This is a genomic window from Flavobacterium sp. RSB2_4_14 (assembly GCF_051547085.1).
In the GTDB taxonomy this organism is placed as follows: Bacteria; Bacteroidota; Bacteroidia; order Flavobacteriales; family Flavobacteriaceae; genus Flavobacterium.
Window position 1 is genome coordinate 194,898 of the sequence record NZ_JBPTTL010000003.1, and the last position, 18,035, is coordinate 212,932.

At 32.4% G+C, this 18,035-nt stretch carries 12 protein-coding genes; 1 reads left to right on the top strand and 11 read right to left on the bottom strand.

Going from position 1 to position 18,035, the window contains the following annotated elements; genetic code table 11:
• Positions 1–3: 3 nt before the first annotated feature.
• The 11 genes from ACSVH2_RS08610 to ACSVH2_RS08660 all read right to left on the bottom strand — a co-directional run bounded on the left by ACSVH2_RS08610 (position 4) and on the right by ACSVH2_RS08660 (position 17,297).
• Positions 4–2,151: an ATP-dependent helicase gene (locus ACSVH2_RS08610; RefSeq protein ID WP_438092762.1), complete on the bottom strand. Its 2,148-nt coding sequence runs from the start codon at positions 2,149–2,151 to the stop codon at positions 4–6.
• A 26-nt stretch (positions 2,152–2,177) separates the two neighbouring features.
• Positions 2,178–2,813 carry a ribonuclease H1 domain-containing protein gene (locus tag ACSVH2_RS08615; RefSeq protein ID WP_438092763.1) on the bottom strand — a complete coding sequence of 212 codons (636 nt, stop codon included), beginning with the start codon at positions 2,811–2,813 and terminating at the stop codon, positions 2,178–2,180.
• Between the two features lie 3 nt (positions 2,814–2,816).
• Positions 2,817–4,169: an McrC family protein gene (locus ACSVH2_RS08620; protein WP_438092764.1), complete on the bottom strand. Its 1,353-nt coding sequence runs from the start codon at positions 4,167–4,169 to the stop codon at positions 2,817–2,819.
• Between the two features lies 1 nt (position 4,170).
• Positions 4,171–6,465: an AAA family ATPase gene (locus ACSVH2_RS08625; protein WP_438092765.1), complete on the bottom strand. Its 2,295-nt coding sequence runs from the start codon at positions 6,463–6,465 to the stop codon at positions 4,171–4,173.
• 11 nt (positions 6,466–6,476) lie between these two features.
• The gene (locus tag ACSVH2_RS08630; RefSeq protein ID WP_438092766.1) at positions 6,477–6,608 is read right to left on the bottom strand and encodes a hypothetical protein; all 132 of its coding nucleotides are present in this window, start codon (positions 6,606–6,608) and stop codon (positions 6,477–6,479) included.
• Between the two features lie 16 nt (positions 6,609–6,624).
• The gene (locus ACSVH2_RS08635; RefSeq protein WP_438092767.1) at positions 6,625–7,374 is read right to left on the bottom strand and encodes a hypothetical protein; all 750 of its coding nucleotides are present in this window, start codon (positions 7,372–7,374) and stop codon (positions 6,625–6,627) included.
• A 60-nt stretch (positions 7,375–7,434) separates the two neighbouring features.
• A complete protein-coding gene (locus ACSVH2_RS08640) occupies positions 7,435–10,434 on the bottom strand; it encodes a type I restriction endonuclease subunit R (protein ID WP_438092768.1) in 3,000 nt (999 codons plus the stop codon).
• A gap of 12 nt (positions 10,435–10,446) precedes the next feature.
• Positions 10,447–11,625 carry a restriction endonuclease subunit S gene (locus tag ACSVH2_RS08645; RefSeq protein ID WP_438092769.1) on the bottom strand — a complete coding sequence of 393 codons (1,179 nt, stop codon included), beginning with the start codon at positions 11,623–11,625 and terminating at the stop codon, positions 10,447–10,449.
• A complete protein-coding gene (locus ACSVH2_RS08650; protein ID WP_438092770.1) occupies positions 11,625–14,642 on the bottom strand; it encodes a KAP family P-loop NTPase fold protein in 3,018 nt (1,005 codons plus the stop codon). The genes ACSVH2_RS08645 and ACSVH2_RS08650 overlap by 1 nt, the downstream gene beginning before the upstream one ends.
• Positions 14,643–16,232: an N-6 DNA methylase gene (locus tag ACSVH2_RS08655; RefSeq protein ID WP_438092771.1), complete on the bottom strand. Its 1,590-nt coding sequence runs from the start codon at positions 16,230–16,232 to the stop codon at positions 14,643–14,645.
• A gap of 231 nt (positions 16,233–16,463) precedes the next feature.
• Entirely contained in the window at positions 16,464–17,297 is an 834-nt protein-coding gene (locus ACSVH2_RS08660) for a hypothetical protein (RefSeq protein WP_438092772.1), read from the bottom strand.
• 334 nt (positions 17,298–17,631) lie between these two features.
• On the opposite strand from ACSVH2_RS08660, the gene ACSVH2_RS08665 reads away from it, so the two are divergent.
• Positions 17,632–17,793 carry a hypothetical protein gene (locus ACSVH2_RS08665; protein WP_438092773.1) on the top strand — a complete coding sequence of 54 codons (162 nt, stop codon included), beginning with the start codon at positions 17,632–17,634 and terminating at the stop codon, positions 17,791–17,793.
• Positions 17,794–18,035: the final 242 nt, after the last annotated feature.

Sequence of the window (18,035 nt, forward strand, 5' to 3'; positions counted from 1 at the left end):
AGCTTAAATTATTGCCTTTTCCCCACAATAGGGACAAACAATCCATAATTTTTCTAGTTGACTGAAACAGTTTTTACAAGTTATTACATTATCATCATTCAGTTTTAATGAATCGCTTGTTTTGACGGTATAGGTTTCGGGGATTTCTTTTAAAAAACTTGATTCATTCCCTTTTTCGGTTATTAAAAAAAGTTTGTCTTTAGCTCTGGTTATGGCTACATAAAATAATCTACGTTCTTCTTCTAATAATAGATCTCGATTAGCTGTTTTGATAACTTGAAATATTCTGTCTTCCAACCAAATATCAGGGAAACCGCCATTGCCTTCTGTTAATCCAATAATAAAAACCGCTTTGGCTTCAAGTCCTTTAGAGGCGTGTATTGTTTTTCCCTGCACTTTAACATTCTCATTTTTAAATTTAAAAAAGTAATTCGAAAACATTTTACTTCTTCGGTATAAAAACAAAATATCATCATTGTTAAAACCATCCTTTATTAACTCATTAACTCTATCAAAACAGAATTCAATGTTTTCTTTTTCGGTGTTGCCAGAATACACCACAATCTTGTGCTCCGACTTTTTTAAGGAATGAATGTCTTTGTCGACTTTAAATTTGTTATGCTTAATGACTTCATTACTGGCGCCAACAATGTTTTGGGTGCTACGGTAGTTTTGGTCTAATTTGATGATGGTGGAATTAGGAAAATGTTTCTCAAAATCTACTATATAATCTATATTAGAACCTCTAAAGCCATAGATGCTCTGCCAATCATCTCCTACGCAGAAAAGCTGTGTTTGTTGTGTTAGTAAAAGTTTTATTAAATCTACTTGTAAATTATTGACATCCTGAAACTCATCGACTAAAATATACTGGTATTTAGCTTTATATTTTTTTAGAATGTCATCATGATTCTTAAATAACGAGGCACACGTTGAAATTAAATCATTAAAATCTAAATAAGACTTATTAGTGGTGTAATGTATATACGCATCCACAATAGGTATGGCCAATTCATAAAAGTTTCTTATCCTTTCATGTTGGTCTTTCCGTGCTTTTTCTAAAACACTTAAAGTACTTTGATTTTCAACTTTTATCATGTCGGTGATGCGCATGACTTGTTGAATAAAATCTTTCACATATTCGTGATAGCCATTAAATTCTTCCCGGAAACTAAGGCTTACATTTTTATGATAATTAGAAGGCAGCCTATTCTTGACAATTTTATCTAAGGTATGATTAAACAAGGCAGAATCATGCGTCATCGAATCATAGGTTTTGAAATACAGTAAATTCCCTTTTTCAAATTGTTCTTCCTTACCAGCTATAGGATAGCTTTTATCACTAACGTGTTCCAAATATAAGTTGGCTTCTGGAATATAAAAATCGGGGCGAAAATTGAAATCAACCCCTTTTACTAGGGGTTCATATTCGTATTTTATACTATGGCGGTATAGCCAATCTGCAATAAACTGTTCCGATTTTGAACGTACTCTTGTACCATCTAAAGTGGTGAAAAATTTACCTTCTTTTGGCGGGAAATTATTGTTTTTCTCAAAATGGATTTTATCTACTAAATAATCAAGTACATATCTTTTTAGCAACAATAAGAAGTCGTTATCTTCACATTTTTCAATTAACAGTTTGTGAACTACTTCAAAAACGGTTTCCGGGGCTATATACTTGGAAAGTTCATCTTCTTCTACTTTTTTCTCATCTCCTATGATTTTGAATTTGTTGTCAAATTCATTAACCCCATCGTTTCTCAGAATACTATAGCAAAAGCTGTGAAAGGTTTTCACCGTTAATGCATCAATCCATTTGTATTTCTTTTGTTGACGAAAACGCTCTTTATCTTTTTCAATCTTTGAATACGATTTACTAAACAGTATTTCTTCATATTTACCAGAAGTATCTGCCGAAATGATAAGGCGATCCATCATTTCGTTGGTGGCATTTTTGGTAAAAGTAATTGCCAATATACTCGAAGGACTTACTCCCTTTTCTTCAATTAAGTAAATGATTTTTTGCAGTAGGGTTTTTGTTTTGCCCGAACCGGCTCCTGCTAAAACCAAAACACGTTTATCCTCACAAACAACTGCTTCATGCTGCTTAGGGTTTAAATTGCTTAAATCTGTTTTGGTTGTTTTCAAGGCTATGTTTTATTTTATATCTGTTACTATTTTCTTCCAAAGTCAGCTGGGTTTTCTCCCCAGGCTTTGGTTTCCCATTTTAATAATGGATTTTCATAGATATTGTTATCTAACCATTTTTCCGCTCTTTCCAGCATTTCGAACAATTTCTTGTTTTTTTCACTTGGTGGATGATTGGTTTTTGCTTTCTTATCTCTTATCCAACCTAATGCAATTTTACTATCCGAATAAATGGGTATTTTCCAATGCCATTGTTTGCATAAAGCTAATGCGTGTACTATAGCTAAAAATTCTACGATGTTATTGGTTCCGTCCTCTAAAGGCCCAACATGAAACAGGTTCTCACCAGTATTAAGATGTACTCCTTGATATTCGACCAACCCCGTAATGTTATTCCATGCTCCGTCAACTGCAATACTCTCTCCAATTGGTGTTCCTATTTGCTTTAATTTTTCTTCGGGTAGTTTATTTGCTAAGCTACGCTTCCCGATATAATAAGTACTGTCACTGGAATAAGCAGTTTCAGCAGCTTCTCTTGAGGAAAATGATTTAAAGATGGGCGACGGAAAACCATCCGTCTGATCTTTACAGGCTTCCCATGAATCAAAAACACCGGTCTCCCTACCATGCCAAACTACATAAAATTTAGGTTGCTTTGCCATATTTTAAATTAATATATCATTCAACTCTTCTGATAATTTATTTCTCAAATTCTCAAAACATTCAGAAAGCTTTAAAGAATATAGCATTTCAATTGAAATACTAGCATCTATAACACTTACCTGATGTGCTTTTATAGTAATCTTTTCATTATTAGCCAACTCATCAATAATTTCAATAGTTTTTAAATGATTGACAGTATCATTGTTTATCGTATTGGGATAAAACAATTTAATGTCAGTTACCTTAAACCTTATGGCATAAGCAATCATTTGATACAAATCATTTTGAGAAATCTCTTTTTTAGCATCGGTGCTGTCTGCATATACCATTTTATACTTGGTGTCTGCAATAATGCTTCTGTCTCCTATGGTTAACAATAAGTCAGGTTTTAGCCCAAACGTTTTCGCTTCATCCAAACTCTTATTTTTAATTTGATTTTTGGCGTTTACTTCTTCCAATTCCTTGTCGATAAAGCCAAAGAGAAAATCCTCAAAAACATATTCCATTGGTAATAGGAAAGCAAATAGTTTCAGGTCGTTCTTATAATTAAACGATACACTATTTTCTAAAAATAAGACGCAATAATCTCGAACTGTCTCAAAGTCGGCGAACATTGGGTTGAATAGGATTCGTTTGCATTCTTTGGCCGATATAGTCGCATCGCTAACCTCATCCAGCAAAAACAAGATATCATTTAAGTTGCGTTTGTTTTCTATGTCCTTTGAGGCGGTCAACAATAATCGACAAACCGATTTTATACATTGATTAAATGGATTGTCCATTTCAAAAGAATCATAAATACAATTTACTTTATGATTTCTACCACGAGCTAGATTTTGGTTGATATATTCTTGAAAATTCAGCCTGCCTTTAACAAAAGTTAACTCATTTTCAACCTCAATATACCTTTGATAAACAGATGAGTTTAATAATTCTCTGGTGTATTTGCTAAATAAATAAATTAGGATTTCAAAAAAATCAGCTTGCTGTGAATTCAACCCAGACAGGTAATTGGGAAAGCGCAACTTTCTGCAATAACTCAGCCACCACAATACATGTGAATTAATAATTTTCACGGTTTCAGGAGTAGTTTCTGTTCCGGTGTAGAATATTTTAGGCAATAAGTTGATGGTTTGGTCTTCAAAGTGAATAACACCCACAAACTTATTCGATTTAAGTTCTTTGTTTTTATGCAAAAACTGAAGGAAGTGTTGCACCTCTTCACGGTTTTCGTCTTCATTATAGTAGGATGATTTCTCTCTTTTACTCCAAATAGCATCCAAAAACATTTCGAGATTGTCGAAATGCTGCTCTGGAAAAGCTACTTTATTTTGGTATTCGAAGAGATTAATCATATTATAAAATCATTTTTAAAGGCCAATTGTCAATAGTTATTCCTGCTTCTTTTAGTATTTCCTTTACATCTTTTTCTGAATTCATAAAATACTCTAATAGCAATGGTATCACTTTAGTGTTTATGGTTTTTTCAAGAGTATAATTATCGCCCATAAAATAGGCATGACCAATAGTGAAATCATGATTTTTTCTACTAATGATGGCATCATTTATTTTCTTGAGTTTTTCTGAATCATGAATTGGTTTTTTTAAGCCATCATAGAGAGGATACATAGGTTTAAATTCAAAACGTCTGCGCAAAGCTATATCTAGAAGTGCAATTGACTTATCAGCCGTGTTCATAGTGCCAATAATAAACAAGTTACTAGGCACAATAAAAGGATCTCCCGAAGGCAAAGTAACTCGTATTGGAATGGCACCATGCGAACGTTTATCTTCCTCTATCAAAGTGATTAACTCCCCAAAAACTCTCGAGATATTTGCTCTATTAATTTCATCAATTATGATAACATAATTCTTTTTTTCAACCGCCGTTAATTGACTTTTTCCTTTCTCTAAAAGCAAATCTAAAATAGGGTTATAGTAAGGCTGCAATCCACCCAATATGATATCATTTGTACCCTTCTCATACATTTTTCGCAACGTATTGATACTTAAAGTATGCTCAGAATCACCTATGTTTTTTCTGAAATCAATTGATTTTTCACCAACAGCAGTAATAAAGAAGGACGACTTCTTCATTTTAATTTCAACTTCTGTTACATCACCATCATTCAAAGGTTGTATTAACTCTTGAAATACTATATCAAACTCCTTCTTTGCACTCGCCGGATTTTCAGAAGCCACTAAGTTCTTCAAAGCCCTGTCAGCAATACGCTTAAACACACCATCTTTCTTTTCAAAAGTCAAAGCACTTCCGTTTTCAGTATCAGGTCTTAGTCCTTGAATGAAGTCTTCATAACTGTAGTTTTGATGGAAGGTGATAAACTCAATTTGATTATCTAAATTAGCTTTAAATACTTCTAAAGCATTATCATAACTAATTTCATTGTTACCTGTGACTACTTTGGCTGCTTCTAGGACAGTGTTATAAGTCTTCCCAGTTCCAGGAGGACCATAAAGAATTTGGTTTAAGGGATTTGAAATCATAATAGTATTATTTAGAATAGTAGAAGTTAGGTGTGTTTTAAAATGGTCATACTGCTCCTTAGTTGCCGTGAAGTTAGTTCCTTGATTACTGCCTTTAAAGTCCTTAAACACATCATCCTCTTTAATCATTTCCCACAAAATAGGACTATCAACAAATTGATGTTCAATGATAATTTTTACTCTATAAGCTTCAATAGAATCTTCAGGAGTTAGGTAATAACGCATTTCCACATCTTCCTCCTTCATCATCGTTACCTCAGAAGCTACGCTACCCAAAGCATAACAACCAGCTTGAGAACCTGTTAACCACAAGATAATTTTATCACCTTTTTTTATTTTGTCCCTATGCGCACTAACAGTCCAAGTCTTAACAGCATTAGCGTTTAGGGCATTAACGGCATTATATATTTTAGGATTCCCTTGAAATACCCAATAATTTTCATCTTCATTATCCACTATACTTTTCTCTTTGTAATCACAAAAAAAAGTATCATAAAAGCTTCTTAATCCAATATCAGAATGCGAGATAGTAGCAGGTAATTTTTTGATTTTATTAGAGAAAAATTCTAATACATTATCTTTCATTCTTGCCCCTTTTCCTTTGTGAATTAGGTTATCGACAAACTTGTGTTTTATTTCGCTTTCTGTAAATTCATTACTTTGAAGGTGGAGTTTTCCATTTTCATAAATTAATTGGAAATCATCTGAGTTTTTAATTATATTTTCGGATTTAATAATATTGATTGTTCTAAATAAATCTTCATTTTTATAGTATTGATTGTTTGATAAATCAGCAATTGGAATATCTTTAATCGTTTCCAATTTAAAAAAGGCCTTATTTCTGGCTGACCTTGAAGTCAATACAGCTAATGATTTTGTTATTTTTAAAAACTTTAGTGCAATCAACTGCGAAACATTAATCCCTAAATCTGAATTTAAAACATCAAATAGTAAGCTCTCTCTACCATTTTTAACACCCCATTCTCTGGCTTGCCAAAATTGAATTTTATCGCCACCAATCATATAGACATAATCGCCTAACTCCAGTTCTCCATACCAAGAAGAACCCTTGTCTGAGGAATAATAACCATCAGTTAATTGGGCTGTGTCAATCTTTTGTGAAATCTTTCCGAAAAATAAGTTCATTTTATTTTTTTTTAATCTTTTAAATTAGCAAATACTCTATTTCCTTTTCCTTTCACAACATAAAACACTTCATGAGTAATAGAATGAAAATACAAGTACACATAGTATTTTAAATCATCGATAATGGAAGGCGAGAATTTCATTTAAGTATTTTTAAATTTAATCTTTTATGGAGATTTTCAATTTATCCTTCACATCATTAAATATTTCATCATCAGCAATGACAAACAATAACATTTCAAGTTCGTAGGGTTTTGCATCTTCTCCATAAACCAACTTTGAGGTTGTTTTTATAAAATCACAATATTTAAAATAAGCCAATTGTTCCGAAACATAAGTACCACTATTGTTAGAATAATGGTCAATATGCGATAAATTGATGATAGTATTTAAATCAAAATCGGTAATTTTTTTATTTCTGCCAGTGGGCATTGGAAAATAGGGTTCTTTAAACTCATTTTTATTTTCACACGTCAATAGTAACCAATTCAAAGTATAAATAACTCTTGAATCATAAATAACAAAGTTATCGGGGTCTATAAAAGAGGCAATTTTTGATAAGGATGAGATAGTACTGAAAGTATCTTTACTCAACCTCTTATTCGTAATTTGTTTTTTAAACTTCGTTACTTTTTCAATATTACGCTCGTTTTTTTTAAAACTTCTTATGCCTCCCCAAGTATTAATAATCCAAAAATCTAAATCGGTCTGATCATCAATAGATTTATATTTTTCACTTACTATCCACTTCAGTTTAGTATTTTGATGGTAAGGAGTAGCAATACGCTCCAAATCCTCTTTTTCAGCATCTGTAAAAAAAGCATCCGATGAATTCAAGGTATAATCAAATCGATTTTCAATATTGATTTGGTTGTTATAATCTCTTAATTTTTCAATTAGATTGTTCATGATAATTTATTAAATCTGATACATCCAAATCTTTCGTTGTTTGTATTATCCATATTTTTCTTAAGCCCTCCACTCACTAAACTGTCCTTCGGCTTGTTCCATAATCTCAGCCAAAATAGTATTTAACTCTTCCATTTTTACTTTGCCTCGCAATTCCTTTTTAACGGCTAATCGAATAGCTGCCTTAGCATCTTCCTTGTTCATCCAGTCAATTTGCAGATTGCTTTTTACTGCTTTTACCACACCGTGAACCACATCTTGTATTAAGCCTGTTTCGTTGATGATTTCTTTTTTGGATGCGAGGATATCATAAAATGCTAGTTCTTCATCGCTTAGACCAAGTTCTTTAATTCGATGGTCTTCCTCTTGAAGTTCTTTAGCACGAGCGATGAGTTCGGCTATGGTGGTATAGGAATCAATGGCGTTCAAATGATAACGCTCAATCACTTTTTCTAATTCTTCTTTTAACGAGGTATATTTTCTAATATTCTTGTGCAATCGCAATTTCACTTCATCCAATAAAATAGAACGCAACAAAGCTATCTTGATATCGATACTATCTTTTTCTTTTTTGGCACCCAATAGAAACTCTTCGTTTAATATGGATATATCGGCACGCTCTAATCCAGCCATAGCAAATACATCTACAATGTCTTCCGACTCGATACTTTGACTAATCAATTCCTTGATTTGATCTTTCTGATTGCTTCTGCTACTTTTTACAGATTTGGCATTGCGAATAGCTTTTGACAAATGTTGCGCAAATAAAACATCAACCGAATACTCTTGTATCTGTGGCTGTGATTTAACAATAGACAGCAAACCAGTTAATTTCTTCTCTTCTAGCATAAACTGATTGGATGCTTCATCGTCTTTGATGATACTATTCAAGGATTTTCTAACCAATAACACTTTATCGCCATCACGCAATCCTTTCCAATTGGAATATTCAATTCCATCTGGTATAAGGTTTTGACAAATTTCTACCTGATTAAAGAACATATTCAACGCTTGTTCCATATCTATAGTAGGTTTGCCTTTGCCACCACCGCCAGTATATTTGTTAGTGGCTGTTTTTAATTGGTCACCAATACCGATATAATCTACAATTACTCCCGAAGGTTTATCTATAAAAACTCTATTGGTTCTAGTTATGGCTTGCATCAAATTATGACCTTTCATAATCTTATCTACATACATCGTGTGTACGCAAGGCGCATCAAAACCAGTCAACCACATATCACGAACAATTACAATTTGCAATGGGTCTTTCGGATTTTTAAAACGTTTCTTTATCGCTTCTGTTGCGTCTTGTGTTCGTAGGTGTTCATTCCATGCTATTGGGTCACTCGAGATGTTACCAGTCATGATTACTGCTATTTCGGGACAATTTTCAATAGCTTTTAATGCATCATACATTTTAACACAATTTCGTCTGCTCATGCACACTATCATCGCTTTACCTGGCAACGTTTCGGTACGGTTTTTAAAGTGTTTTATAATGTCGTTTGCAATTTTTTCAACACGTTCTGCCGAACCTGCCGCATCTTCAATAGCAGCCCATTTCAAATTACTATCATCTTCCACATCTACGGTAATAGCATCCACTTCGGCATCAATATTTTCGTTCCACAAATGGAGTTTGGCTAGTCTTGGTTCATAGTAAATAGGCACCGTAGCTTTATCATCGACCGCTTGTTTGATGTCATAAATGTGAATGGTTTCTCCAAATACTTCTTGCGTATCCGCATCTTTGCTGTCAACAGGCGTTCCTGTAAAACCTATAAAAGAAGCATTAGGTAACGCTTTGCGCAAATTGGAAGCAAACCCATCCAATAAACCGTATTGGGTTCGGTGTGCTTCGTCTGCCATGACGATAATATTTTCTCTTTCCGATAAAATAGGATGTTCGGTTTCGCCTAATTGATTGTCGTTACCCATTTTTAAACGGAACTTTTCTATGGTAGTGAATATCACACCACCACTTCCAGTAGATAATAATCTTCGTAAATCATCAGTAGAGTCAGCACGTTGTACATCACCCACTAAATCTTTAGCCAAGACAAAGTTTTCATACAATTGAAAATCCAAATCACTTCTATCTACTTGCACCACAATAGTTGGATTTTTTAACTCGGGCAAACTGCGCAAAATACCTGCATAGATAGCCATCGAGATACTTTTGCCACTTCCTTGAGTGTGCCAAATTACCCCAATGCGTCCATCTCCATAAGGTTTTATGGCTTTTTTTGCGGCTTCTACCGCAAAGTTTACCCCAAAGTATTGATGGTATTTGGCTCCTTTTTTAATCAAACTTCCATTGTGGTCTTCAAAGAATACAAAGTTTTTGATGTAATTCAATAAACGTTCTTTAGGAAACAAACCGTTTATCAAGGTGTGCATTTGGAAATCGTCCTCAATGGTCGTTACGCCATCCATACTTTTCCAAGCCGCATACCATTCGGTTGATGCATTGAACATGCCATGTTGGGCTTCGTTACCATCACTTATAATGGTAAGTGTGTTGTATTCAAACAATAACGGAATATCTTTTTTGTAATGTTCTATTTGATTAAAAGCTTCGGCAATGGTAGTGTTTTCGTCAAACCAGTTTTTTAGTTCAAACAATACCAACGGAATGCCGTTGATGTAAATAATAATATCAGGTCGTCTTTTGTTTTTGCCCACGATACTAAACTGATTGACTACCCAAAACGTATTGTTCTCTGGATTTTGAAAATCAATCGGGTAGAGGTGAACGGCTTTTTCGTTGCCATCGGCATCTTTATATTCATAGTCCAACCCTTTGGTGAGTTTAAGGTGAAAACTACGGTTGCGATAGTCAATATCTGCACCAGCATTATTGCAAAAATCGGCTACTGCAAGGTGTTGTATTTCCTCAGGCAAGTGTGGATACTGTTGTTGGATAAACAATAATAACTGTCCTTTCAAGATAACCGCATTGGCATTCTCGGGCAATTCATTGCCTTTGATGAGGGTATAGCCTAAATCGGTTAACCAATCTATAGTAGCTTGTTCTATTAATGCTTCTGTGGTCATTTTGTTTTTCTATTAGTTTTCTCTAAACTCCTTTAACCGCACTTCACCACTGATTAACTTGGGTAATAATGTGTCACGCAATTGGGTTAAGGATTTTATTTCAATTAAATTTGATTGCATTAGTTCATAATAGTTGACAAATTCATTTCCAATTTGTTTATAAACGTCTTGGTTAGGAAATAGAATTTTAAAATTTCTCAATGAAGATATAGTTAATGCTTTTTGGGTACTTCCAATTACTTCACCGTCAATTTGATTTTTTCCATTCTCAGAATTTAGCCATAAATGAAAATATTCACCTTTTAAAATCGTTTTATATTTTTTTAACCAAGTTAAGTTACCGTCTTTAAAATAGAAATCTTCAAAACCATCAACAAGCCATGAAACTCCAATCGTTCCCACAGAACTAATTAAAATGTCTCCCTTTTTTGGAACTTCAAATTTTGATTTTATTTCTTCAAATTTTTCATTTGAAATGAATAACTCAGATGAAATGCTTTTCCCTTTACTTAATTCTATGACTTCTTTACCTCTGTAAAAAGGAATTCCTTCTTCAACATATTCGTTGTAAAATATTCTTTTACTTGAACCTATATCAACAAGTTCTTCCAATCGTTTCACTTCCCAACCTTTAGGAATCATCCCCAATTCACTTTCTACAAACTCACCGTCTTGAAACGGTCCAAAATCTACAAACCAGTGTTTGTATAATGCCATTGCCATTTCTTCGAGGGTTTTGTTGATGGCGAGGTTGTTTTCTATTTTGTCGTCTATGTTAGATAGGATGGATGTGATGGATTGTTGTTCTTGTATAGAAGGTAATTCAATTTCAATTTTCTTTAAAAGTTCAGTTGTTAAACTAGGAATTGCTGAGCCAACATCCATTGATGCAAAATCAAGCACTTTTAGATTATAGAATAAGTACTTTGGGAAAGCAACTTCTTCATTTATTTTTGACCAGAAAATTGTATCAACTGACCAAAACGGTTCATTCAAATAAAATATATTATTTAAAGAACCTTTTCGAGGAATTAATATTGTTTCTTTATCATATAAAGCCTGATTACCATAACGCATAATGCCACCAGTACCATAAATAGGAATGTTCCCATCTTGTACTTTTTTATGGTCTTTTCCATACTTTATTTCTAAAGCATCGGAGAGTTTATATGTTTTCCATTTACTAGGCATTAGTAAATTTCGTAATCAAGGTTATAATTATTGTCTTTTGGTTCTTTTGAAATAACTTTAATATAATTATTGTTATTCTGTTGAGGAATTAAATTCAATCCACTTCTAATATAATTAGCCACAAAGGAACCTTTTTCCCAATCAGGTAATAACGGTATTATGTTCTGATATAAATCTTGAGTATATATTAGTACTGGATCTGCACCTAATGATTTTTTCAAATACGCAAAAATGTAAAATAATTCACCATTTGTAATTTGTGTTTTTTCAATCCTTAAATCGTATTTATTTATTATGATGCTACTAGTATTTAAAGCATCAATAAATGTTTTACTGTTGGTTTCAAGTACAATTTGAATAACATTTTCATTTTCATCACGTTTTGGTCCATTTTTTTTGCGATGTTCAATTTTTTCTTTCATCAACTTCGATTTTTCAAAAGTGTACATGAAATTATTTTTAAAATTAGAAATTGCTAGAAAAGCATACAATTTCAAAAATTCTTTTATTGCATTTTCATCTGACTCTTTATGGTTTTTTACAAATTCAATATAGGCTTCACGACTGCCAAAAATTTCAATCACAATTTCAGATATCTTAAATGACAACGTTGACCAAGTATCCATGTCGGTTAATTGTGCACATAACATTTCTAGGTTGTTGTTTCTCCAGAAATTGATAAATCTTTTAATGATTTCTTTTTCATTTTCAATTTTGACTTCATGATAAATATGATAAAATGAATAGTTATTGACATCATTTAATTTATTATCCTTATATTTTAAATATTCATCGTACAACTTTAAAACTAAAGTATTTAATTCTTTTTTATCACGATATCCCCAAAAATTAAAATCGTAATTAGTACCCAATCCAGCATTTTTAAGTTTGCTTGCAAGATTTACACGGGTTTCAATTGAAAATTTTTTGTTCTTAAATATATTTTCTAATGACCAATCTTTCAAACTTATTTCTGGATTTTCAAATTTATTTGCGAAAATACCTATTTGATTAAGTATTGTTGATTCGTTGATATTAAAAATGAATTTTTTTTCAAGAATATATACTAGAGTGAGAATCGCATTTTTAATTTCATTTTCATCTTTTGACGCACTAAAAAATTCAAATCTAGACATCAATTGTGTTAACTTATTTTCTTTATAATAAAAATCAACAGTCTTAAAAATGTCATCTAAATTCGATTTCAATAATTCCTTAAATTCAATGTTTAGGAGTCTATTTTTGTAAACCCTTTGTTCCAATAAAATATTTAAATTGCTTTCATATTTTATAGAATTTACATCATTGATTTTATTTTCATTGCCAAATAAATAAGCCAACGTTTTTATTAATAAAAATTTATTTTCACAATCAAGTGAACTATCTAAGATTAAACAATTCTCAAATAAATCCTCATTGTAAATTTTGTACTTTTTAGGATTAAATACTTGTCTTTTAGATATGTATTTAAATAATCTATCTGTGGTATCAACATCTGTATTTTTCTTATCATCCGCTTCAGTTAATTTGTAAAGCCCATCTGTATTAACCTCTATAAAATCTCCGATTCCTTGCGTAATAATTTTGACAAAATTTGGGAATTTAAGCTTAAAGTAAGTAAAGTTCATAAAATCCTTAAGATTAACTTCACCACCAGTGGTCGGGTAGTCATAAATTAATTGATTTACGGTTCTTTTGATGTCCCTAATGTTCTTTATATAATCATCAAACAAATTATCATGGTTATTTACTGCATCTTTTATTAATACCTCAAATAGTGGAGAACCATCATTTAGTTTGGATTTTAGTATTTCGTCTATAAATAATAGTCTAAGTTTACTTTTTTGAATTTCAGGCAAGTAAATTTCTAATTGAAAGAATTTATCAATAAAACTTGAGTGAAAAATCTTTTTACTTTTTTTCAGACTTTTAAGAACATACTCTTTATCCATAGCAACAACAAAAAAAGCATTTCTAAAATCGGCAGTATTCCGAATTAATTTTAAAACCTGCAATATTTCATCTTTACTTAGTCGGTCAAGGTCATCAACAAATACAATGATTTTTTTGTTGATGTCAACCAACATTTCATTAATAAGTTTATACAATTCACTTGCAGCAGATTTGTCAAAGTGCGAAACCTGATTTTCTATGAATCCAAGAACATTCTTATTTTCATATAAATCAGTAAGCTTGGAAGAATATTCAGTAATAAGGTTTGACAATTTACCATTATATGGTTTCAGCTCATTACTTAACGCAGTGAAAAATTCATTTATAATGTCATTTTCTTTATGATTTAAATAGGGCAAAAAATCAAAAATAATAATATCCGATTTAGTATTTTTATTGGTTTTACTCAATTCTTTTTTTACCATTTTTAGCACGCTGGATTTTCCATTTCCCCAAGGTCCAACTAATCCAATAGTAAATGATTTTTTATGATTATCCTTTTTAAGGATTTCACTTAATTTACGAACAGTTTCTTCATAATCCAATTCATCTTTGTCTTGTTTTGAAATTGGGCTATCATCCAATAAAATATTATTCTCTGAATTTATTTTTTTTATTTCTCCCAACCCATTAAGATACCTTTGAAAAATAAAAGTTAAGATTGTTATTAATGTAAAAATTAATAGGCTAACATAAGTGAAGCTTAGTCCAAGAAATTTAATTTCCACTAGAAACCATTTTGATTCTTGGCAACAATAATTAAAATAATAAATTAAAAAAAGGCTTAAAAACAATAAGTTGATTTCATTTGTTGAAGTACTGTATTTGTCTTTTAAAATCTTAAATCCAGCACCAACAAGAAAGATTGATAATAAAAGTATAAAGAGTACAGAAACAAGAGAATTATTTAAATCTTTTGGTGTTAAATATTCAAAGATTAGTTTACAGAAAAATTCATGGTAAATAAAAATTAATATCATAAAAAGAATATTTAATAAAAATCTCTTTCTACTAAATGCTCTCTTAAAATCTCTTTCTATTATCTTTTCGTATTTTTTACTCATTTATAGTTTCTCAAAATTCTCCAATATCTTTTGTTGCAATTCATTCCCTCTAGCAAACTGCGCCTGCAATTGGGTTTTTAAAGCTTCCATTTTATCTTCAAACAAAATACCATCGTCTTCTATTTCTTCTGTACCTACATAAATACCTGGTGTGAGTTTGTAGTCTTGTTTTTGTACTTCTGCTAATGTTGCATTGTAACTGTAGCCATCGGTGTTTTCATAAGTACCGTCTATATTACGCCAAGCGTGGTAAGTAGCGGCAACTTTGTCTATATCGGCATCAGTAAACACTCGCAATTTGCGGCTTTCCATAGTACCCATTTTACTGGTGTCTATAAACAAGATTTCGTCAGTACGTTTGCGGTGTTGTCCGTCTTTCCCATCACGGTTTCTACTCAATATAAAAATACAAGCGGGTATGCCTGTAGTCAAAAACAGTTTATCGGGTAAGCGCACAATACAATCAATCATATTGTTGTTTACCATAAACTCCCGCACGTTCTTTTCGCCTTTGTTGTTAGAGGTCATGGCACCGTTAGCCATCACTACGCTAGCAGTTCCTTTGTCACTCAAATGGCTCCAAAAGGTTTGCATCCACATATAATTGGCACTACCATCAGTAGTAAACTCTTCTTTAGGTCCAAATAGGCGTGGGTCGTTTTCGGGCAAATCCTCAGGATGCCATTGGCTCACGTTAAACGGTGGGTTTACAATTATAAAGTCAGCTTTCAAATCAGGAAATTTGTCTTGTAGCAATGAGTCGCCCAGGCGCACATCAAAAGATAAATCACGCAAGGCAAGGTTCATTTTACACAAACGAAGTGTGCCATCATAACGTTCTTGTCCGTAGATGGAAATTTTGCGTTTATCGCCACCATGACTTTCTAAGAATTTCAACGATTGTACAAACATTCCACCACTTCCGCATGCGGCATCAAAGATTTTCCCTTCATAAGGTTCAATCATTTCCACCATCAATCTCACAATACTTCCTGGTGTAAAGAATTGCCCTGCACCAGAACCTTCGGCAAGCGCAAACTTACCAATATAGTATTCATACACACGACCTAAAATATCGCTTTCTGGGTTTTCCTTTTGTGAGAGTTTCGGGTTGGAAAGTAAGTTTATCAAACCACCTACTTGTCGAGCTGTCAATTGGCTTTTAACAAAAATACGAGGTAATATTCCTTTTAAATCGGGTCTAAACTTAGCCAATGTAGCATCTAAAGTATCAAAAGCATCATCTACAATAACTTTAATGTTGTCCTGTTCGGCATTGGCTTTTAGGTATTCCCAAGTAGCTTCTTTAGGTATAATGTAGATGTTTTTGGATAAATATTCATCAGCATCTTCTAGCACATATTTAACTTCGTCTTTGTCAGTAGTGAAATAGGGAGAACTTTTGTCTTGTGTAAGGGCAGTCAATTCTTCTTTCCGAATTTCATACCGTTCTGACATGTGCTTCAAGAAAATCATGGGCAATACATAATCTTTGTATTGATTTTCAGCTACTGCACCACGCAATTCATTGGCAGCTTTCCAGAGTTCTTGTTCAAAATTGATATCGGCTTTTATAGAGGGTTTTGACATTATTGATTTTTTGAGGTAATAGTCCCAAACTTAACAATAATACTTCACTTACACAATTGCATAAGAGGGTATTTTTTCATTTGTTAAATCTATTAATATAAAATTAATTTGGAAACATCTTTTGAAAGGTAGTTTACCAAAACATAAACAAATGTATCAAGTTGAATTGGAATTATTTTACGGTTTTCCGTAATGGGGAGTATTTTTTTTAAAAATAGATGAAAAAATCGTCTATTTATCTAACTCATATTTATTAATAATATACTTCGTGATGGGACGCAAAGCTTTTCCTGTTTCGGGATGTTTTCCGTGAGTATTGAAACATTCTATTTTCTTGTTGATTTTGCAGTACCAAATTTGGGGTTCACCATTTTTAAAGAAAACAGTTGTGTCTGAAGGGATAATTCTTCTCAGCATTATTTCATTGTTGTCAATAGGGATAATTTCACTAAAACCAGCAAAGCTTTGCTGAGCAGATGAAGTACAGTCAACTAGTTCATAATGGTCCTTTTGCCATTGCATACATTCCTTTTCGGGAAAAGCGACATCTTTTGCAGTATAGCCAATGGATAATAATCCTGTAACTCCTAAAATCCCATACATCAATTTCCTTTTCTTCGTTTGTGGCACTTTCAATGGGACATCTATTGTTTTTGATTCAATATTGCTTTCTGGAATAACAGTTACCTGTTCTTCATTTCCCGAAAATCTCTTTGCAAACTTTAAAAATGGTCTTGGAGTAAAATCAACCAATATGGCTATTAAATTTATTCCCTCTATATCATTACAATCGGTTGTGTTTTTCAAAAAATTCTCTAATGCTCTAAAACGATCAGTCTCCGATTTTAATCGGTTTAAATTTCCTTCACCAAACTCAAAACCAAAAAAAACTTTGAAAGTCGTGGCATCATCTTGAGATTGATTTTCCTTAAATCGCTCCACACACAGCTTTCTTAAATTGGCTCTGCTAGGTTGTAATAAAAGACTAGAGTAGAGGCTAGTTTTCTCGGTTTCATACTTCTGTTTTATAGCTTTTTTATAAGCATCCAATTCATTTTGTGTCATAGACAATAGGATTTTTTAGGAATAATCAGGAATCATCGGAAAGACCGGAATCCCTTGTAAACACTCATACAAAAACGGTATTCCTTTGTCTCGGAAGTTGTTCTTGTTCTGTTTCGCGAATAGAACAAATGTACAAAACTACTTCTAAAAAAAGTGATGCTATACAGAACTGAATTTTTATTCGGGAAGTATAAAGAAACGGTTTTGTAGTAGCACACTTTACTTCCCAAATGACTTTTTGAGTCTTCAAAATCCGCAATGGTATTGCCACTGTAAAGGCTTCGAGCAGCACTCGAACGGCCACAACTATGTCTAATTTTTAACTATTTTAATCATGAAAAAACTTGTAATATTTTCGTTTTTTATTCTGTCATCTATAGCCATGACATCCTGTACTGTTGATTCAATTTCAGATAATGTACCAACACAAGCAGAAGATACAGGTGGTCAAGGAGGAGGCATAACACCTCCACCACCACCAACTCCAAAGCCATAATTTTTTTTATCAGAAATAATTTCTGTATGGATTAAATTAATAATTTCGGGAAATGAAACTCAAAAAGTTCCTTTTCCCGATTTTTTTGTTTGGATTTGTATTTCAATTTTGTACTCAGAAAATTGAAACAGATAAGGAAGTGTCTTGAGAAAAGTATTATGGACAAAATGAAAAAGCGCAGTCAAAGTAAACTTGTGATTATTATTTTCTACCAATTCCCAAAACACACAAAAATTAAATAT